Here is a 20,768-nt window from a genome sequence, read left to right as displayed (position 1 = left end):
TCTATATCATGCCACTGTGTAAAAGTTAAATTGATTTTTACCATTTTCTTTCGATTTATATAACGCATAATCAGCTTTTTCGTACAGCGTATCCGCCTCATCATGCATCGTTGCATAAGCAATTCCCATACTGATTGATACATTCATATTTTCAAGTTGACGCTGTGCCAGCAGCTCTTCTTTGAGTTTGTCCACCATTTTCTCAGCAAGCTGTTTCAAATCACGCTCTTTTATTTTTGATAAGACGACGACAAATTCATCGCCCCCTACCCTTGCAATCACATGACTTGGCCCTACGATATCTTGAATTGTTGTTGCGGCCAGCTTCAAAATACGATCCCCTTCTCCATGTCCGAGCGTATCATTCACTGTTTTAAAGTTATCAATATCAATCATCATCAAAGCCACACTACCCTGTTTCTTCGCTAATCTTCTTTTAATTTCCTCGTCAAATGCTGCCCTATTTTTCAGCCCTGTCAAACTATCATGAAACGCAAGATAGATTGGTTTTGCAACAAGACGTGCAATGATGAAGGAAAGACCTACGGATGCAACAATTATGATAAATAATTGTAAAATAAATTCATTGCGATAGATACCCAGCAGACCCGCTAATTCTCCATTATTATAGACTATTTCAACAACACGCCTCGTCGATAAGCCACGTGGATCATCAGCAAAGTAAGGAATATAACGATACGTAATATTCCCATCACTACGTTCTTGCGGCTCTTCAGTACTTAACGTCTCCCGAATGACCGAGCGCATGGCAGGTAATACCTTTCGTACTTCCTTAACTCCAAGTTGACGTCCTGCCGAATTATAGACACGTATGGAGTTAATTTCATCATATTTCTCTTCCAAAAAAGCAATTGTTTTCATAAAATTAAATTGTTGAAAAATTTCTTTGTCTTCAAGCGGTAAGCTCAGCTCAATAATATATTTATGGTCTGGCGTTGGCATATAGCTAAATTTTTTTATTTCACCTGTTCTTTGTTGCAAGTCCATTCCGTCATGCGTAAAGGCAGTACCTGTCCTTCTTTCAGTTAATAGCTTCGCAAGACCCGTACAACATTTTTGAAAGTCTAATCCAATATCTTTATCCATACTACTATTGATAACTCTATTATTTTCATCAATTATAAAAATCTCCATACCCATACGCTCTTTCAGTTCTTGGAAATCCCATTTATCAAAATCAGGCTGCTCTTCATACTTCGCAAGTAATTCGTTGGAGAAGATTTCCATTTCATCAGCCATTTGATAGTCCATTAAGTTGTAAACATTATCAATCGTAGTCAGCGAGTCAACGACTTTACTTTCTGCCATCCCAATCTTCGTTTCATGTCCAATCAACACGCGTTCTTTCAGCTTGCCATAATCAAACCAAGTAATCATTAAAGAGAGAACTAGAGAAAAGGCGATGAGAACCATTGTCAGCTGAATTCTAAAATGTCTATTCACCCAATCCTTTCCCCTTCCATTTACATTATTTCAGTACCTATTAACTACATATATTATAACTTATTGCTGTGATAAAAAGCACATAAATATGTAATTTTCATAATTCGTTCATTATTAATAAAAAAAGACTACCCGATGATAGTCTTTTTTTCCTCTCTTCTATTGCAATCATTTTACATTAAACCAACAGCATTGCCTTCAGCGTCTATATCCATGGCAAGCGCGGCTGGAGTTTTTGGTAATCCTGGCATCGTCATTATATCTCCTGTTAAGCAAACGAGGAATCCAGCTCCTAGTTTCGGGATAACTTCTCGAATCGTAATTGTAAATTCTTCGGGACGACCAAGTACTGTCGGATTATCTGAAAATGAATATTGGGTTTTCGCCATACAAATTGGCAACACATCCCAACCATTCTTTTCGATATCCTGAAGATTTTTCAACGCCTTATCTGTTAGGATAATGCCTTGCCCACCGTATACTTTTTGAACAATTGTTACAATCTTATCATGTACGGATTGTTCTACATGATAGAGCGGGGCAAAGTTGTTTGGTTCGTTTAACAGACTAATAACTTCTTGTGCTAATGCCAATCCACCTTGTCCTCCATGCTCCCATACATCCGTCAATGCCACACGGATATTGTTTGCTGCACACCATTCCATAACGACTTTATGTTCATCAGGCGAATCCGTAATGAAGTGATTAAGCGCCACCACAGGCTTTACGCCAAAAGCATGTACCGTATCAATATGTTTTGCCAAGTTTTTCATGCCGTCTTTTACTGCCTGGGTATTGTGTTCTTTAAGCTGATTTTTTGGCACTCCACCATGCATTTTTAACGCACGCACTGTCGCGACAATGACAACTGCATCAGGTGCGAAATTTCCTTGCCGTGCTTTAATATTCATAAATTTCTCGGCACCTAAATCTGCTCCGAACCCTGCTTCGGTAACAACAACATCTGCTAGTTTACGCGCTGTATTTGTCGCCATCAACGAGTTGCAACCATGTGCAATATTCGCAAATGGACCACCGTGAATCAACGCTGGAGTCCCTTCAATGGTCTGAACTAAATTAGGTTTAAATGCTTCTTTCAACAGCAGAGTTAGTGCACCTTGCACGCCAAGATCACGAACCGTAACCGCTTCCTTGTCATATGTATAGCCGATGACAATCCGAGCAATCCGTTCTTTCAAGTCTGTTAGACTCGTTGCTAGGCAAAATATCGCCATAATTTCAGAGGCTACTGTAATGTCAAAGCCATCTTCTCTTGGAACACCTTGCGTTGGCCCACCAAGTCCGACAGTCACATGACGCAGTGCACGATCATTCATATCCAGCACACGTTTCCATGTAATTCTTCGTGGATCAATTCGCAAAATATTACCATGGTGAAGATGGTTATCAATCATGGCACTCAATGCATTATTCGCTGTTGTAATGGCATGAATATCTCCGTTGAAATGCAAATTGATTTCTTCCATCGGCAACACCTGTGCATAACCACCGCCCGTTGCGCCACCCTTCATGCCCATGACTGGACCAAGAGAAGGCTCCCGTAAGGCAATCATCGTCTTTTCTCCTAATCTAGAAAGTGCATCTGCCAATCCAACCGTAACAGTCGACTTGCCTTCACCAGCCGGTGTTGGACTAATCGCGGTAACGAGCACCACTTTTCCATTCTTACTTGTTCCAGCTAGCTTGGTTACATCAATTTTTGCTTTATACCTACCATATGGCTCAACCGCTTCTTCTGGGATGCCTGCTTTTTCAGCAATTTCCCAAATTGGCTTCATTACCGCTTTTGATGCGATTTCTAAATCCGTCAATGGAATAACCTCTTCTGTCATAACAAACTCCACCCTTCTTTATTTACAGTATAGCGCATTCATGTTTTGTAATAGGCCTTTATTTCTGACATTTGCATGAAGATTTCAGTCAATTGTATCACCATAGTCATTCCTTTATAGTCGCAGCGCCACTTTTCCAAAATGCTTACTATCTTCAATATAGTCAAATGCCGACAACGCATCATCCAAGTTAAACACAGCATCAATGACTGGACGCGTCCCATACTTTTCAATATGTGCCAGCATGTCACGTAGCTCTTCTCGGCTCCCCATCGTTGAGCCAAATAGTTGGTATTGACCATAGAAAAATGCCCTTAAATCCAAGTCGACTACATCGTCTGTTGTAGCCCCAAACACAACGATGCGCCCACCTTTTTTCAACACACTTAACGAACGATTGAATGTTGCTCGCCCGACACTTTCAATAACCAAGTCAATCGTTTCGCCCGCTAATTGCTGTTGCCAATCACCCGCTGTATCAAGCGCAATATCCGCTCCAAGTGCAAGGGCCTGCTTCCTCTTTTCTTCGCTACGCGATGTAACAATCACGCGTGCTCCACTATTTTTAGCAAATGCAATGAGATATGTCGCAACACCACTCCCCGCACCCGGGATGAAAACCGTATCGCCAGCCCGCAAACCCCCTTTTGTAAATAAAGCACGATAGCCCGTCACTCCTGCTAGGGATAGTACTGCTGCCTCTTCCCAGGTTAAGTGAGTCGGCTTCCTTTCGATTTGCTCCGCTGATAAAACAATTTTCTCTGCGAATGTTCCATGATCAGGCATTCCTAATATATCAAAGTCAGCTGGTGGTGCATCACTATTGTCATACCACCGAAGCGCGGGATTGATAATGACTTCATCCCCTACATTAAATGTAGTCACCCGTTCACCTAACGACTCAATCACACCTGCCCCGTCAGAACCTAACGTCAAAGCTTCAGTTGCATTCCCTCTACGAGCAGGTATGTACAAATCACGACGGTTCAAACCTGCTGCTCGTATTGCGACGACAACCTCACCAACTCCCGCGACCGGCTCCTTCATTTCACTAATTTTCAATTTCCCTGCTTCATGGACAAGCGCTTTCACAGTGATCATCCTTCCCTACCATTTCATTTACTTCCATCATAACATGAAAGCGCTAGCACTTTCATAGTTTTCCCAATTATTCATACAATAATAAAACGCAAACAGCATTATGCTCTTTGCGTTTATTATTATCGATTTTCTTTTCTTAATGTGACGACAACAATCTCGGGTTGATTAAAAATTCTGATTGGAATAATACTATTCCCAAGCCCCCGGCTGACAATCATACGACTGCCATTGTTGTCATGTACTCCTGATGTATATACTGGAAACCAGCCTTGCCCTGGTGCGACAAGTCCACCAAGTCCCGGAATGCGAAATTGACCTCCATGGGCATGACCGCTGAATGTCACGTCGATGCCTCGCTCAGCATAAACCTCAAATTGTTCCGGTCTATGCGACAACAATAGTTTAAATACTTCATCTGGGACTTGTTCAAATGCTTGACGAATCGAAGCCTCGACCGCTTCATTGTCGTCCAAGGAACTGGACATCGGATCTTCGATTCCACCAATCGCGATGGCATTCCCCTCACTCGATGTAATGATTTCAGCTTCATCCGATAAAACCTTCACACCCAAATTCTCTAGTGCACCTTTGATGCGCTCCGTATCATTCGTTGCAATTTCATGATTACCCGTAACATAATACATCGGCGCAACCGATTGAAGCTCTTCAACTAAGACTAAACTTTGTTCAAGATTGTAACGATTACTGTCAATAAAATCACCTGTGATGAAAATCGCATTTGGTGCAAGCATTGTCACTTTATTGACAACTTGTTCATGATGGTCACCGAATTCCGCATCATGCAAATCCGATAACTGAATGATTTTATAGTGGTCGAAATCAGCGGGAAGTTTATCGGAAATGATATCGTATGTCGTCACGCCGACTGTTGTATTGCCCCAATACGTCATTAAAGTAAGAAGGCCTACAATTACTATGATTCGTAACCATATAGGTCTCCTCTTCTTTTTCAGTTTACTAGTAGGCGCCATTACAACCAGCGTTTTTTCACTTTAGCAAGCTCCAACAGCTCAAGCACTTCTTTCTTTGGAAGTTCAGTTAGGATTGCAAGCAATTCTCGCTCCGCACGTCTTCTTCCCTTGCCACTTCTATATTGTTCCTTATTAATAGCATCCAGTTGAGCGTACAATTCAGCAGTCTGATCTGACTCTTCATCCACTTCTAGCTCATCCGCAATCGTTTCGCGTAGCTTATCATACAGTAGATCGACATTTGGAGAACCAGAGTTTTTAAATGCTTTTGATATTTTCGCATTACCAAGGATTAGCTCATCAGTCGAAACATTGAATCGTTCCGATATTTTTGCAATCCAAGCAGCAGATGGGGCATTCTTTCCTTTTTCCCAATCTTTAATACGACTTGCCGATGTCCCGATAGCCGTCCCAAATGCCATCATGGATAATCCACGTTGCTCCCTCAATGTTTTTAAGCGCACCCCAAAGTCTTCTTTGTTCCATTCGTTCATATTGACGCCTCCCTAATATTCCACTTACTATCTCTATTATTTTTTATTAAGAGGATTCTGTCAATCAATTTTTTGATTTTTCTATAAAACTTTTTAATAGCCTGTTTTCTGCCGTTTATAATTTTCTTCATTTTTCGCTATATAGGCCTGTATAATGTCTTCATTTGTAAATCCTAACTTATTCGCAATGGCACCATAATAGACCCACACTTGCTCATAGGAATCCATTGTTAGTTCCTCTAAAAAACGGTGAATAGCAGCCGTTGTTTTCAAGAATAACTGCGTCAATTCTCCTTCAATTTCACCTATAGGCCAATTTTCTAGCGAATGAAGATCCTTTTCAATACCTAGAGACAGGAGAAAGTGAATGGAATCCACGTACTCCTCCAGAATAACAGCATCAGCCGACGGGCCTTTCGTGCTCCAAAATTTGAAACAACGTGTCTCATTCGCCAATTCTGCTAGTTCTATAAGAAGTGCCAACCCTTTTTCTTGAAAAACATCGGTCTGCTGTTGCCGATTATTTTGAATAAATGAATCCAGTTGTCGCTGCATAGAAAATAATTTTGTCAATTGCATAAAAAAACCTCCGAAAAATGTAATAATAGTGAAACCAATTCCCATTTCATCCGTATAAGAGAGTACTACGTATAAAGTGAAGGGGGATCTGTTATGGCGTTGCTGATCCGTTTTGTCATCATCGCTTTCGTTGTCTACTTATTTTACCGCGGTATTCGTTATTTGACGGATCCTAAGCGCAAATTGGATGAAGCCTATGAGCAACAGCAATTTTATTTTTATGATGATGTAAAAAATGTCCGAAAAAACTTCTTCATCACGTATAAGGGTGCTCTATTTGAAGGTGAAAAATATTTAGGAACAACTGAGGATTCTTTTGATGTCGTTTCCATTTTTATCTGGGTAAAAGACGAAGCAAAACTTCAAGGATTCACGAAAGATGATTTTCATTTCCTAAAATCAGAAATTCTATCTAACTACCCTCAAGCTGATATCAGTTGGAAAAATCCAATTGAGCAATTGATGAATTCTTGATGAAAGCCCGTTTAGTTGACGGGCTTTTTCTTATACCTCAAAAACAGCTGGCATCCGGACACCTAACAGATACAGAATACCCGTTACGTAGACCATTGCTAAAAGGAGAAAGCCGATACGGAATGATGTATGCTTCGTCTTATGCCGAAACATTTGCATGCCGAGATAAGCACCTATACCTCCTCCAACAAAGGCCAATAGCCATAAATTTTTTTCCGGCACTCTGCGCCCTCTTTTTTTTGCCTGTCGTTTATCAAAGCCCATTGCCGCAAATGCCCAAATGGACATAAAAATAATCCAACTCATTGCTACTGATTCCACTCATTTCCCCTCCTTCTGTCTTGCTCCATTTTACACTATTTGTTCACTGGAACGCGCAGATAATCAAAAACCGCCCCGAGGCCGGATTAACTCCGGTTCTCGTGGCGGCTTCTTGTAGTACTGTTATTTTGCGATTGATTTTTTAGCTGCATCTGCAAGTTGTGCAAACGCTTGTGCGTCAGTTACTGCAAGATCAGCAAGCATTTTACGGTTAACATCAATACCAGCTACTTTCAAGCCGTGCATCAATGTGCTGTATGAAAGACCATTGATACGTGCAGCCGCGTTGATACGTGTAATCCATAGTTTACGGAATTCACGTTTCTTTTGACGACGGTCACGGTATGCATAGTTAAGTGATTTCATCACTTGTTGGTTTGCTACCTTGTAAAGTCTATGTTTTGAACCGTAATAACCTTTTGCTAATTTCAATACTCGATTACGACGCTTGCGCGTCACTGTTCCACCTTTTACGCGTGGCATAGTTCATTACCTCCTGCTTTTCTGTCCGATTATGGTTTGAATTATTTTACGTATGTGAGCATTTCACGGATACGTTTGTAGTCTCCTGAAGATACGAGTGAAGCTTTACGCAGGTGGCGTTTTGCTTTTGTCGATTTGTTTGCAAAAAGGTGACTTGTGTAAGCACGGCCGCGTTTCAATTTACCAGAACCGGTTTTTTTGAAACGTTTCGCTGAGCCGCGGTGAGTTTTCATTTTTGGCATGTTCTGTTCCTCCTAAATCTTTCGTTGTTACTGTTTCTCAGCAGTTGGTGCGAGCACTAAGAACATGCTGCGACCTTCCATCTTCGGTCGTTGTTCAACCGTAGATACATCTTTACACGCTTCAGCGAAGCGGTCAAGGACGCGCTGACCGATTTCCTTGTGCGTAATCGCACGTCCGCGGAAACGGATAGAGCATTTTACTTTGTCGCCTTTTTCAAGGAATTTGATCGCGTTACGTAGTTTCGTTTGAAAATCGTGCTCATCGATTGTCGGGCTTAACCGAACTTCTTTAAGTAGGATAATCTTCTGATTTTTACGTACTTCGCGGTCCTTTTTCTGTTGCTCAAATTTGAACTTCCCATAGTCCATGATACGAGCTACTGGGGGTTTCGCTTGTGGAGCGACAAGGACAAGATCCAAATTCGCACGAGCGGCGATTTCTAGTGCCTCGGTACGGGTTTTGATTCCGAGCTGATCGCCGTTATGATCGATAATTCGCAGCTCGCGGGCACGAATGCCCTCATTTACGTACATGTCTTTGCTAATAGTAATCCACCTCCGGATGTTATCTCGCGAATACATGGTTTGGGTATATCGACCAATTAAGTCGTTCCCACAGGTCCATCCAATAAAAAAAGGTAGACAAATTAGATTTGTCTACCCGCGTATGTGTACGTGCATCAAAATGCACGGCACGTTCACTCATGTGTTGACCTGTCAACAACGTCTAGGCGTCAAACAGGTGAGAAGCGGGTAGCCTCTTCTTATACCACAAACTGTATTCAGTCATTACTAACCTTAATTACTTTAACACGGGATGTTTTCTGTGTCAACGATTTTAATTAGATTGTAGTTACTTCTTCTTGCAATCTAGTAATAAATTCATCAAACGGCATGCTTTCTGATTTCTGCTCACCGTATTTACGTACGTTTACTTCACCTGTTTCTACTTCTTTATCACCAAGGACGAGCATGTAAGGTACTTTCTGCATTTGTGCTTCACGGATTTTGTAACCAATTTTTTCTTCACGGCTATCAATATCCACGCGGAAGCCAGATGCCACTAGTTTTTCACGTACGCCATCTGCATAATCGAAATGCGCATCTGGGGATACCGGAATTACTTCTACTTGAACAGGCGCCAACCAAGTCGGGAATGCGCCTTTGTATTCTTCAATTAGGAATGCAACAAAGCGTTCCATTGTGGACACGACACCACGGTGAATAACGACCGGACGATGTTGTTTACCATCTTCACCGACATATGTTAAGTCAAAACGTTCTGGTAACAAGAAGTCCAACTGTACAGTTGACAAAGTTTCTTCCATACCAATTGCCGTTTTTACTTGAACGTCCAATTTCGGTCCGTAGAATGCCGCTTCGCCTTCCGCTTCCACATAATCCAGACCCATTTCGTCCATTGCTTCTTTTAACATCGTTTGTGCACGATTCCACATCGCATCGTCATCAAAGTATTTTTCTGTATCTGCCGGATCACGGTATGACACGCGGAATGAATAATCTTCAATCTTGAAATCTTTATAAACGTCAATGACAAGTTGCACAACGCGTTTGAACTCATCCTTAATTTGATCGGGACGGACAAAGATATGTGCATCATTCAATGTCATTCCACGAACACGCTGTAATCCTGATAGCGCACCCGACATTTCATAACGGTGCATCGTTCCTAGTTCCGCGATTCGTAATGGCAGGTTTCGATATGAATGAATGCCATTTTTGTAAATCATCATATGGTGAGGGCAGTTCATCGGACGCAACACAAGATCCTCGTTGTCCATGCTCATGACAGGGAACATGCCATCCTGATAGTGATCCCAGTGACCTGACGTTTTATACAATTCTACGCTTCCAAGAACAGGCGTATATACATGGTCATAACCAAGCTTCTGTTCTTTATCGACAATATAACGTTCGATAATGCGGCGGATTGTTGCACCTTTTGGTAACCACATCGGTAAGCCTTGGCCCACTTTTTGCGAGTTCATGAACAAATTCAATTCTTTACCGATTTTACGGTGGTCACGTTCTTTCGCTTCTTCCAATAGACGTAGATGCTCTTTTAGCTCTTCTTTTTTGAAGAATGCTGTACCATAAATACGTTGCAGCATTTTGTTATTAGAATCGCCGCGCCAATAAGCACCTGCGATACTAAGCAATTTGATTTCTTTTAATTTCCCAGTCGATGGCACGTGAACCCCACGGCATAGGTCGATGAAATCGCCTTGTTCGTAGAGGGATACTTGCTCGCCTGATGGAATTGCTTCAAGCAACTCTAATTTGTATTGATCGTCGATTTTCTCGAAAATTTCTGCCGCCTCTTCGCGTGACACATCGTGACGGATGACTTCCACATTTTCAGCAATAATTTTTCGCATTTCTTTTTCAAGTTCAGGTAAATCTTCCGCTGTAATCGGTGTTGGTGAATCGATATCGTAATAGAAACCGCTAGAAATAACAGGTCCAATGCCCAATTTCGCATCTGGGAATTTACGTTTTACCGCTTGCGCCAAAAGATGCGCCGAACTATGACGTAAAATCTCTAGAGCTTCAGCTGATTGAGGTGTAATGATTCCAAAGTCGCCACCTTCAGTCAGTGGTGTTTTCAAATCAACTAGTTTGTCCCCTACTTTACCTGCTAATGCACTTTTGCGAAGTCCTGGGCTGATGGATGCGGCTACGTCCTCCGTTGTTGTCCCCTGCGGGAACTCCTTTACTGCGCCATCTGGAAATTGTAATTTAATCATATCTGCCATTGGTAACACTCCTATTTATTATTTTTGGGAATAAAAAAAGCCCCATCCCTGGAAAGGGACGAAGCTTTAGCTCGCGGTTCCACCCTTGTTTCTTCAAACCGATACGACAAAAAAAGCATCGGAAAGATGAAGCTTGACGTCGGCTAACGGGCCGGTACCGTCGATAGCTACTTAAAAATGTTCGCCATCGCTGCTCCAAGGTGGTAAATCGTATATCTATCCTTCAGGGCTTCCAGCCAATGGCCCCGTTCTCTATAGTTCGATATTTCGATTATTGTCCTCTTCTAAGCATTTCAGTTAATTAAAATTGAGTATACTTTGATTACGTATTAAATGCAAGTTCATTTTATCCTGCATTAACGGGCAGTACAATCCCAGTACAAAAACAAGCTGAATCCGAGGGGCAGAAATTTTGGATTAACTGCCCGTAAAAGCCCGATGGTTCAACTAACAATCAGTGGAAATGAAGCCCCCACTGATTAAAGTTTCACTTTACCGAACACCGACAAGCTCATCGTAAGTAATTTCAACCATACCAGGAATTTCTGTAGGTGAAACGCCCAATAAATCGCATGGGCGTCCAATTTTGTCAATCTTACCGTCTTTAATTTTCACAATGCGGTCTGCAAGTGCATGAGCATCATTTTCATTATGTGTAACAAATATAGCAGTGGTTTTTGCTTTCTTTAAAATCCGTCGAAGATCACCACGTATTTTCACCTGTAAATCTGTATCCAGGTTACTAAATGGCTCATCAAGAAGAATTAGTTCTGGTTCCGGAGCCATTGCTCGTGCAAGTGCAACCCGTTGCTGCTGACCGCCACTTAATTGATGTGGGTATCGTTTTTCAAATCCAATCAATTCAACTAGCTCAAGTACTTCTTGCACTCGTTTCTTCTTGTCTTTCCGACTCATTTTTGAGAGACCGAATAATATATTCTCTTCAACACTCATATGCGGGAAAAGTGCATAATCCTGAAACACCATACCAATTCCCCGTTTTTCCGGTTGCAGGAAAGTTTGATTACAAAACATTTTCTTACCGTTCAGGGTTAGTGAACCCCCTACTGGCATTTCAAGGCCTGCAATTAATCGTAAGAGAGTACTTTTCCCACTTCCACTGCGTCCAAGTATTGAAATAACTTCCCCTTTTTCCACTGTGAAGGAAAAATTATCAACTGTTTTCAATGGAGATTTGGGATAAGAGAACTGCAAATTTTTAATATCCATAAACATATTATTCTGGCTCCTCTCTGAGTAACTTATGGAAAACGAAGATCGCAATTGTGCTCACACCGACAATCAGTAATGAAGCTTGAGATGCTTCCATAATCTTTTCATCACTTGCATATTGGAACGCCTTTGTGGCGAGTGTATCATAGTTAAACGGTCGCAAAATTAGCGTTAACGGAATCTCTTTCAGTATATCTATAAACACGAGGATAAATCCACTAATAATTGCACCCTTCATCATCGGAACGTCTACCTTGAAAAATGTCCGAAGGCTTTTCGCCCCAAGCATGCGCGATGCATCACGGAAATCGGTTCCGATTTTATCGAAACCTGCTTCAATTGAATTATAACCGATTGCAAAAAAGCGGATGACATATGCGCTTATGAGCATGAAAAGGCTGACACTTAACACAAGCTCCGAATCCAGACCCCAAAATTGATAGACAGGTGCGAGGAGCCGGTCGAGCGCAATGAATGTTGTGATAACAGCGACAGCAACAACTACTCCTGGTATTGAATAGCCGAGAACTGTCAATTTCGGCAATACTTTCGCAAACTTATGATTCACAACCCGACTAAAGTTACCGACAATTAATGAACAGACAATAATGAGGGAAGCACCTAGACCTGCCACGATTACAGAGTTTTTTGTATACAGCAATACATCTCCCATGGGCACCTTACCAAATGTCAGTATAACCCAGCTGCACAACTGGAGGATGGGAATCAGGAATGCGATGCTAAAAATGACAAGCGTATAAGAAGTTGCAAAGAACGCTTTCTTCCCTGTCAGCTTAACAAGCGGTAGTGGCCTCACTTTTGTTGTCGAATAACTGTACTGCTTACCTCCTCGGAGTAAACGTTCAATAATAAGAATGACAATGACAATCCCCATAAGTGAAGCAGCTAGCTTAATGGATGACTCTAAATCACCAAGTCCGAACCATGTTTGAAAAATAGCCGTACTAAACGTCTGAATTCCGAAATATTTTACGACTCCGTAATCGTTTAGCACTTCCAATACAACCAGACTTGCCCCACCAATTATGGACACACGGGAAATAGGCAGTACGATTTTGAAGAAAATTTCCCAAGGACCCTTGCCAAGTGTTCGTGCACTTTCAATTAAAGATGCTGCTTGATGGGAAAGAAAAATTCTCGTAATCATATAGACGTATGGAAAAAGAAAAAGTGTATAAATGAAAATCGCACCTGGGACATTCATAATGTCAAAATAAGCAGGATTCGGTGTGATTTCAAAATGATTACGAAGTGTCTTTTGAATAACGCCCGTGTAATTAATGATGCCATGATATGTATAAGCACCAATGAATGGCGGAATTGATAAAGGTAGAATAAGCGCCCATTTCATAAAGTTCCTGAGTGGAAAATGATATTGGGCAATGAGCCAAGCAAGACTGAGCCCAATTACAATTGTGAACAGCGCTGTAAAGAGAACGAGTGTGAGCGACGACTTTATATAGTTAAGAAGCATGAATTCCTTAATATGCGCCCAATTATCACTTGCTGGCGAAAAAACGCCAACTACAATCGACATATTTGGTAGAAAAAGCAAGATGATGATAAGTACTGCACCAATTGTCCACCCGTTCACATTCGCTAAATGCTTGTTCATAACAAAACCCATCCTTTACCTTTTCAGCAATAACCCCCTAGCCGAATATACGGAAGGGGGCTCGACTTTTATTTCCAGCCGACTTCGTTAAAAATCATAATCGCTTTCGCGTTGTTTTCTCCGAGAGTCGTTAAGGGTATATCTTGTTCTTTAAAATCTCCCCATGATTTGAGAAGTTCTGAAGGTTCTACATTTGCATTCACAGGGTATTCAAAATTCGCTGAAGCAAACTCGCCTTGCGCCTCTTCTGCTGTAAGGAACTCAAGTAATTTAAGTGCGTTATCCGCATTTTTCGAACCTTTGACAACTCCAGCTCCACTAATATTTACATGTGTACCCGTTGTTTCTTGGTTCGGGAAGAAGACGCCAAGACCTTCTGCTACTTTCACTTCTTCTGGTTCTTGTGAATTAAGCATTTGACCAAAATAGTATGAGTTCATTATTGCGATGTCACCGATGCCCGCAGCGATTGCTTTCGCCTGGTCACGATCTCCACCTTCAGGATTTTGGGCAAAATTATTGACGATACCTTGTGCCCATTCTTTTGCTTTCTCTTCACCATTTATCTCGATGAATGAAGCGAGTAGTGATTGGTTATAAACACTTTCAGATGAGCGAACGAGAACACGGCTTTTCCACTTACCTTCTGTAAGCGCTTCGTATGTGGAAAGCTCTTCAGGTTTGACCTTATCTTTATTATACACGAGAATCCTCGCACGTTTCGTCAAACCAACCCACATATCGTCAACATCACGGAATTTTTCAGGTATTTGTTTCGATAATATGTCACTTGACACAGGTTGAAGAAGTCCTTCTTCTTTCGCACGGTACAGTCTGCCGACGTCAGCTGTTAGTAATAGGTCTGCTTTCGTTGCAGTTCCTTCACGTTTAATGCGCTCGATTAGTACGTCTGCTTCGTCTTTGATGACGTTCACTTTAATGCCTGTTTCTTGTTCAAACTTCTTATATAATTCATTATCAACATCATAATGACGGCTTGTATACAAATTCACTTCCGATTTCTCAGGTTTATTAGCAACTGCGTCTTTTTCAGTTCCACTTTCCTTTTTAGTTGTGCTTCCACATGCAGCAAGTACGAGCATCATGGCAACAACGAGTAGGATCAAACTCTTCTTCATAAACTTCCATCTCCAAACGTTTATTTTTGACTGAAAATGATTCTCAATCTCACTAACAATATATAATGAAATTCAATGGAAGTCAATATTAAATATATGTATATATTGAATCAATAAGGTATTGAAATTCAAAGTTAGGGAAAATTACGATGTAATGACCGCAAAATAAAGGAGGCAAACATGAAGAAAATATTTCCGATAGTATGCGTATTAGCTGTTGGTTCAATTATATGGATGGTTAGCAACTTAAAAAACCTCCCCTCTGACACCATAACAACTATGGCAACATCCATCACGATTGACAATGAAAAAGTACGAAAAAAGATTCAATCCTACGCAATGGAGCATGATATAAAACCAATTGATGCGATTGTAGATCGAGTATGGAAAGCAATTCCAGGCTATAACGGATTAGTCGTTGATATCGAAACTAGTGCCAAAAGAATGTTAACCAGCAACGATTTTGATGAGAGCCAACTCGTTTATAAGGAAGTGTCACCACAAGTTCATTTGGATGACCTGCCTCCCTCCCCTATTTTTAAAGGCAATCCTGAAAAACCTATGGTTGCCTTACTCATCAATGTCGCGTGGGGCAACGAATACATCCCCGGCATCCTCAAAACGCTGAAAGATTCCAATGTCAAAGCAACATTCTTTTTTGATGGCAGTTGGGTTAAAAAGAACCCCGACTTAGCTACTATGATTAGCCTGGAAGGGCATGAAATTGGGAATCACGCTTACAGCCATCCCGACCTTCAACAACGTTCTAGGGGCGAGACAATAGATGAATTGAAAAAAACAAATGATGTCATTGAGGCAACTTTGGGGATAAAACCAATATGGTTTGCGCCGCCAAGTGGAAGTTTTAATCAGCAAACCATTGATGTCGCTCATGAACTCGGAATGAAAACCATTCTTTGGACGGTCGACACAGTGGATTGGAGAAAACCTGCAACATCGGAAATGGTTCACCGGATTTTGACTGGCGTAGGAAACGGTTCAATGGTTCTGATGCATCCTACAAAACCTACCGCAGAGGGGCTGAAGGAGATGATAAACGGTATTCAAGAGCAAGGATACCAACTAGGTACGGTTAGTGATCTCATGAGTGAAAAACGCATTGACAAGTACAATCGCCCCTATAAAAGTGTCAAATAGTTAATTTGTGTATAGTCCAATGGTGAATGGGAATCCTAGCACTAGTTAATTGACGAATGGAGGATTTTTAGTGACCCATAATCATCTGGAAAATGGAAAATTACCACAAGGTACTGAGTCATATTGGAGGGCCAATATGACATTTCCAAAGTTCCCAAGTTTAGAAGAGGATATCAATGTGGATGTTGTCATTGTAGGGGCAGGGATTACAGGGATTACATCTGCTTCCCTTTTAGCAAAAGAAGGATTGAAGGTCGCCGTTTTGGAGGCTGGGAAAGTGTTGAACGGCACAACAGGACATACGACTGCCAAAATTACAGCCCAGCATGATTTAATATACGATGAATTCATCCATAATATTGGACGAAGTAATGCAAGATTGTATTATGAAGCGAATGCAGAAGCCTTACACTTTATGAAAGAAACAATAGAACAACATAACATCGATTGTGATTTCAGTATTCAGGATGCCTATATTTACGCTACGACCGAAAAATACGCACGCAAGATTGAAAAAGAAGCAGAAGCCTATGAAAAGCTTGGAATTAACGGAGGTCTTGTTGCTAGTATCCCATTTGATATTGACATAGAAAATGCACTTGTGATGAAAGACCAAGCTCAATTTCACCCTACAAAATATTTAATCCACCTTATCCAAGATTTTAAGGACAAGGCTGGCCTCATCTTTGAACATACAACAGCTGTAAACATAGAAACGGGAGAGCAACCGACTGTTCTAACTAGCAAGGATCACCGTGTGACAGCCAAACATGTACTTGTTTGTTCGCACTTCCCTTTTTATGAAGGTTTGGGGCTTTATTCGACAAGGCTACATGCAGATCGATCGTACGCGCTTGCGGTCAAAACGACCAAGAAATTCCCAGGCGGAATCTATATAAGCGCTGATGAGCCAACACGTTCCCTTCGTTCCGTAACAGTGAACGGCGAGGAATTGGTGCTAATTGTTGGAGAGAGCCATAAGACCGGCCAAGGTATTGAGACAATGGAACACTACAAGGCACTAGAAACCTTCGGCGAAGAAGTTTTTGGACTAGATGACATCGTTTACCGATGGTCGGCACAAGATTTAGTGACCTTGGACAAACTTCCTTATATCGGCGAATTAACTTCTGGACAACCCAATATCCTACTTGCGACCGGTTTTCGGAAATGGGGGATGTCCAACGGCACCGCAGCTGCCCTTCTATTCCGGGATATGATTGTAGGAAAAGAAAATACATTCCAGAAGCTATATAGCCCTTCCCGTTTCTATGCACATCCAAGTCTGAAAAACTTTCTAGTTGAGAACGCCAATGTTGTCGGTCAGCTAATAAAAGGGAAGTTAGATTCACCGCAAAGATCTCCTGAAGATTTAGCCAATGGAGAAGGTGCCGTTATTACGTTGGAAGGGCATAGAAAAGGTGCTTACAAAGATGATACCGGTAAACTACATATTGTAGATACAACCTGTACACACATCGGATGTGAAGTGGAATGGAATAATGGCGACCGGACCTGGGATTGCCCTTGTCATGGTTCTAGATTTTCATTTACTGGAGAAGTCATTGAAGGTCCTGCTGAAAAACCGTTACAACAATATGACTATACAATGTTGGATAATTTGACATCAGAGGATTCTGGTTATTGATTTCCAAATATATTTTGGAATTAATTTACTGGGATTAAAACCCCTAACAAACACATGATATGTTCATGGAGGTGATTAATCTTGCCTAAAAATAAGGACAGAAACAAGGAAAAAAACCAAAATAACAACCAAAAACGAAAACAAGACCCTTATCAAAATCAAAACCCTGACAACAACGACATGCGCGGGGAATTCGGGTCTTTATTTGAAGTCAATCAGTTGAAAGAACAAAACAACAACAATAATAATAAAAAACGAAACAATAATGATTTAGACCCTGGGAAAGGGAATTATTAAAATCAACTCATTACATGAATAACAACAAGAAGCGTATGATTAAGAATAAATGCTTAGTCATACGCCTCTTTATTATTTTCCACGCCTATTTTCCCCATCAAGTCGCAGCGGACTACTGACCATTCGAATTCTTTCCATGATTCGTGCCGCTTTAACCGCTTCTTTTTCGCCGCGCTGTGTATACGTCAAGTGATGTTCTAATTCTTCATAACTGAAATTCGATGTAAAGAATGTCGGCAATTTTTCAGCCATTCTAAATTGTAAAATTGTACCTAGCACTTCATCTCGCGTCCAAGCAGACATCGTTTCCGCACCGATATCATCAAGCATTAGCACTTGCGCTTTTTTTACAAAGTCGATTTTTTCATTGAGCGACTGATCTTGGATCGATTGTTTCATCTCCCGTAAAAATTCCGGAACATACACCGCGACTGTACGAATTTGGCGGTTAGCTAATTCATTAGCCAAAGCACCTAAAATAAAGGACTTCCCAATCCCAAATGGACCGTAAATATACATTCCTCGCTCAGGAAGTTGGCCCGTTTCATCAAAAGCATTGAGAAAGTCTTTGGCCACACGAACAATTCTTACACGACTATCATCAAAAAACATATCAATATTTTGCAGTCTTGCCTCCATGACATCCTTTGGCATATAAAGACTGTCGATCATTTTAGCAACGTTACGATTATTTTCATCCACCAGTTTGTTCTTACATTTTACATACTCCACATCAATAAACCCTCGCGAGAGCATTAATTTTGGTTCAAACCCTTTTAGCGTATTGACACAATTTTCAAGGTCAGAACATTTGCCACAATCATGCGAGGCGGATGCATAGTCGTATAATTTCGTCAGACTGCGGTCAACAACATCTTTGTTAACGTCATCTGCATGATCCGTTAAAAATTGCTGCACGCCCGGATTTTCCATCACTTCATTGCGTAATTCTTCAAGCCGGGCAGCAAATGCCGGTGCTTTAACAACGCGTTTCATCGTATCTCCGATTCGTTCCATTTCATTCCACCCCGTCTCCTGTTACGCCTAATTCCTTCAATAATTGACGACGTTCTTCATCAACAGCTGCTGATTTCTTCGTCACTTTATCGTCTTTCGCTTGTTCTTTTTTGTGAAACCATTCTGGCACTTTTTCTTCGCGTGTTGGCTTTCTTTGCGGTGAAGGTTTTTGGCCTTCATTTTTCCATTTCGTATACTTATCATGCTCTTGTCGAGCCATTTCCATGGCCGCTTCTGCGGTCTCCACTTTTTTGTTCATCCAATGGGAAGCAATTCGCTCCACGTACTTGTTGGTCAATTTTCCATCATTGCGAAGATAAACGAATTGCAAAAGTGTATTGACGACGCCAATCGACAAACCATGGGTATTAATCAGCCTTTCAGCAAGCTGCACATCTACTGATAGCGGCTCCTTACCACTCAAATCACGAAGCATATCAATGGGTGCAGTATTTTCGAGATAATGCGCCTGTTCATCGTCCCGCGTTTTTAATTCTGCCTGCGGTTTAGCTGGCTCCTGCACAAAAACTTTCTGCAACACAGGAGGCTCTTTTGTGACATTCATTTTATAAAACTCGGCAGCAGCTTTACGCAACCGTTCTTCCGGCAATTTAAGATCCTCGTCTAGCGCCATCATCACCACTTTTTGCATATCGAGTGGATTTAATGTATACAGAAATGCCATTTTGGCAATCATCGCCTTTGAAACAGTAGACAATGCAGCTTGCGGTACCATTTGCTCAGATAAACCAGAGCGCAATAGATCAAAATCAAATTCCGACTGCACAAATGGCACACCCATCGGTTCATTACGTCCTTTATAATGAACATCTTCGTTCATGTCCGTACTAAATCCCTGTTGCACAGGTGTGTAAACGTCCAAAAAAGTTCTAGAAACATCCTCAAAGTCATCTTCCCGTTTAACATCCAGCATAAATCGAGCACGTAAATTGCGATAGGCCTGCTCCCCTATTTTACTAAAAAGAAATGTTGAAAGTAACGGATCTGCAAAAAAGGCTTTGGCATCGAGAGGAGGTAGTAGTTCGTACATAAACTCCCTTGCATCGCCATTTTTCTTTCGCGATGTACGCATTAGTCCTATCGCTTCAAGAGAAATCCGCGCTTCGAATACAGGTCCTAGCGGCAGCGTCAAAATGTTCATCAGATGGTAGTGATTATAGACCGTGCTATCCTGTTGCTCTGCATCTGCCCACAGCGTCATAAATAAACTCATGGCATCCCGCCCAATCAACGGCTGATAAAATAACGTTAACAATTGACGATCATAGTCCGAAAATGGATGCGCCAACCTGATAGTATACGAATCAATTGCCTGTAATTCTTTGTAAAGGGGTGCCATCGAAACCCCTCCTTTCTCTCTAACTCTTACGGATCACATTATTTTCTCGAACGTTGTTGTAAATGTTGTAGCTCTTCGATGAAAACCGTCACATCTTTATATTCACGATACACGGATGCAAATCGCACATACGCCACTTCATCAATATCCGCTAACAATTTCATAACCATTTCCCCGACTTCGTCAGAATTGATTTCCACAACGCCTGCACTTCTTAAGTCTTTTTCAATTGAATAAACAATTGTTTTCAAATCCTCAAGAGAAACGGGTCGTTTTTCACATGCACGTATCAAGCCTCTTAATACTTTTTCTCCGCTATATTCTTCCCGTGATCCATCCTTCTTAACGACAACTAGTGGTGTTTCCTCCACTTTTTCAAATGTCGTAAATCGGAACGCACATTGCTCACATTCCCTGCGACGCCGAATCGAGCGATTCTCTTCGGCTGGCCTAGAATCGATGACCCGGGTGCCATTATACTGGCAAGCTGGACATTTCAT

Annotated in this window: 21 protein-coding genes and 1 other annotated feature; of the genes, 4 read left to right on the top strand and 17 right to left on the bottom strand. The window is 41.4% G+C overall.

From position 1 onward, the window contains the following. Positions 1–6: 6 nt before the first annotated feature. From R2B72_RS01125 to R2B72_RS01100, 6 genes are all read right to left on the bottom strand, one after another. Positions 7–1,464 (bottom strand): GGDEF domain-containing protein, encoded by a 1,458-nt coding sequence (locus R2B72_RS01125; RefSeq protein WP_318614275.1) that lies wholly within the window; start codon positions 1,462–1,464, stop codon positions 7–9. A gap of 173 nt (positions 1,465–1,637) precedes the next feature. Next, on the bottom strand, positions 1,638–3,317 hold the full coding sequence (locus R2B72_RS01120) for a formate--tetrahydrofolate ligase (protein ID WP_318614274.1): 1,680 nt from the start codon (positions 3,315–3,317) through the stop codon (positions 1,638–1,640). A gap of 114 nt (positions 3,318–3,431) precedes the next feature. Continuing rightward, entirely contained in the window at positions 3,432–4,409 is a 978-nt protein-coding gene (locus R2B72_RS01115; RefSeq protein ID WP_318614363.1) for a zinc-binding dehydrogenase, read from the bottom strand. 128 nt (positions 4,410–4,537) lie between these two features. Continuing rightward, on the bottom strand, positions 4,538–5,329 hold the full coding sequence (locus R2B72_RS01110) for a metallophosphoesterase (RefSeq protein WP_318614273.1): 792 nt from the start codon (positions 5,327–5,329) through the stop codon (positions 4,538–4,540). Positions 5,330–5,409: 80 nt separating this feature from the next. Beyond that, entirely contained in the window at positions 5,410–5,904 is a 495-nt protein-coding gene (locus R2B72_RS01105; RefSeq protein WP_318614272.1) for a helix-turn-helix transcriptional regulator, read from the bottom strand. 93 nt (positions 5,905–5,997) lie between these two features. Beyond that, positions 5,998–6,483: a dUTP diphosphatase gene (locus R2B72_RS01100; protein WP_318614271.1), complete on the bottom strand. Its 486-nt coding sequence runs from the start codon at positions 6,481–6,483 to the stop codon at positions 5,998–6,000. A gap of 93 nt (positions 6,484–6,576) precedes the next feature. Here R2B72_RS01100 and R2B72_RS01095 point away from each other — a divergent pair, with 93 nt between their 5' ends. Then, on the top strand, positions 6,577–6,957 hold the full coding sequence (locus R2B72_RS01095) for a sigma-w pathway protein ysdB (protein ID WP_318614270.1): 381 nt from the start codon (positions 6,577–6,579) through the stop codon (positions 6,955–6,957). 30 nt (positions 6,958–6,987) lie between these two features. Here the strand turns inward: R2B72_RS01095 and R2B72_RS01090 are convergent, their stop codons facing one another. The 8 genes from R2B72_RS01090 to R2B72_RS01055 form a co-directional block, all read right to left on the bottom strand. Continuing rightward, the gene (locus R2B72_RS01090; protein WP_318614269.1) at positions 6,988–7,278 is read right to left on the bottom strand and encodes a DUF1294 domain-containing protein; all 291 of its coding nucleotides are present in this window, start codon (positions 7,276–7,278) and stop codon (positions 6,988–6,990) included. Between the two features lie 123 nt (positions 7,279–7,401). After that, positions 7,402–7,761: a 50S ribosomal protein L20 gene (gene rplT, locus R2B72_RS01085; RefSeq protein WP_318614266.1), complete on the bottom strand. Its 360-nt coding sequence runs from the start codon at positions 7,759–7,761 to the stop codon at positions 7,402–7,404. Between the two features lie 41 nt (positions 7,762–7,802). After that, on the bottom strand, positions 7,803–8,003 hold the full coding sequence (gene rpmI, locus R2B72_RS01080) for a 50S ribosomal protein L35 (RefSeq protein WP_203246687.1): 201 nt from the start codon (positions 8,001–8,003) through the stop codon (positions 7,803–7,805). 27 nt (positions 8,004–8,030) lie between these two features. After that, positions 8,031–8,549, bottom strand: a complete 519-nt coding sequence (gene infC / locus R2B72_RS01075) for a translation initiation factor IF-3 (protein ID WP_203246966.1) — start codon at positions 8,547–8,549, stop codon at positions 8,031–8,033. Positions 8,550–8,627: 78 nt separating this feature from the next. Then, positions 8,628–8,775 (bottom strand) — a sequence feature (ribosomal protein L20 leader region). Positions 8,776–8,845: 70 nt separating this feature from the next. Then, positions 8,846–10,780 (bottom strand): threonine--tRNA ligase, encoded by a 1,935-nt coding sequence (gene thrS / locus R2B72_RS01070; RefSeq protein ID WP_318614264.1) that lies wholly within the window; start codon positions 10,778–10,780, stop codon positions 8,846–8,848. A 492-nt stretch (positions 10,781–11,272) separates the two neighbouring features. After that, positions 11,273–12,016, bottom strand: coding sequence for an ABC transporter ATP-binding protein (locus R2B72_RS01065; protein ID WP_318614262.1), 744 nt, complete (start codon positions 12,014–12,016; stop codon positions 11,273–11,275). Between the two features lies 1 nt (position 12,017). Beyond that, complete coding sequence (locus R2B72_RS01060; protein ID WP_318614261.1) at positions 12,018–13,649, bottom strand: iron ABC transporter permease; 1,632 nt, start codon at positions 13,647–13,649, stop codon at positions 12,018–12,020. A gap of 68 nt (positions 13,650–13,717) precedes the next feature. Continuing rightward, on the bottom strand, positions 13,718–14,788 hold the full coding sequence (locus R2B72_RS01055; protein WP_318614260.1) for a Fe(3+) ABC transporter substrate-binding protein: 1,071 nt from the start codon (positions 14,786–14,788) through the stop codon (positions 13,718–13,720). A gap of 180 nt (positions 14,789–14,968) precedes the next feature. Between R2B72_RS01055 and R2B72_RS01050 the strand changes: the two genes are divergently transcribed. From R2B72_RS01050 to R2B72_RS01040, 3 genes are all read left to right on the top strand, one after another. Continuing rightward, on the top strand, positions 14,969–15,946 hold the full coding sequence (locus R2B72_RS01050) for a polysaccharide deacetylase family protein (protein WP_318614258.1): 978 nt from the start codon (positions 14,969–14,971) through the stop codon (positions 15,944–15,946). A 70-nt stretch (positions 15,947–16,016) separates the two neighbouring features. Next, positions 16,017–17,594, top strand: coding sequence for an FAD-dependent oxidoreductase (locus R2B72_RS01045; RefSeq protein ID WP_412177768.1), 1,578 nt, complete (start codon positions 16,017–16,019; stop codon positions 17,592–17,594). Between the two features lie 81 nt (positions 17,595–17,675). Next, entirely contained in the window at positions 17,676–17,891 is a 216-nt protein-coding gene (locus R2B72_RS01040; RefSeq protein WP_318614256.1) for a hypothetical protein, read from the top strand. A gap of 72 nt (positions 17,892–17,963) precedes the next feature. Here R2B72_RS01040 and dnaI read toward each other — a convergent pair whose 3' ends face one another. From dnaI to nrdR, 3 genes are read right to left on the bottom strand one after another with little or no spacing between them, the layout of a single operon-like run. Next, a complete protein-coding gene (gene dnaI / locus R2B72_RS01035) occupies positions 17,964–18,908 on the bottom strand; it encodes a primosomal protein DnaI (RefSeq protein WP_318614254.1) in 945 nt (314 codons plus the stop codon). Between the two features lies 1 nt (position 18,909). Further along, on the bottom strand, positions 18,910–20,268 hold the full coding sequence (locus tag R2B72_RS01030) for a replication initiation and membrane attachment family protein (protein WP_318614253.1): 1,359 nt from the start codon (positions 20,266–20,268) through the stop codon (positions 18,910–18,912). 38 nt (positions 20,269–20,306) lie between these two features. Continuing rightward, complete coding sequence (gene nrdR / locus R2B72_RS01025) at positions 20,307–20,768, bottom strand: transcriptional regulator NrdR (RefSeq protein WP_318614251.1); 462 nt, start codon at positions 20,766–20,768, stop codon at positions 20,307–20,309.

The sequence above is a fragment of the Sporosarcina sp. YIM B06819 genome (assembly GCF_033485175.1).
Lineage (GTDB): Bacteria > Bacillota > Bacilli > Bacillales_A > Planococcaceae > Sporosarcina.
This window is presented reverse-complemented; position numbering and strand designations above follow the sequence as displayed.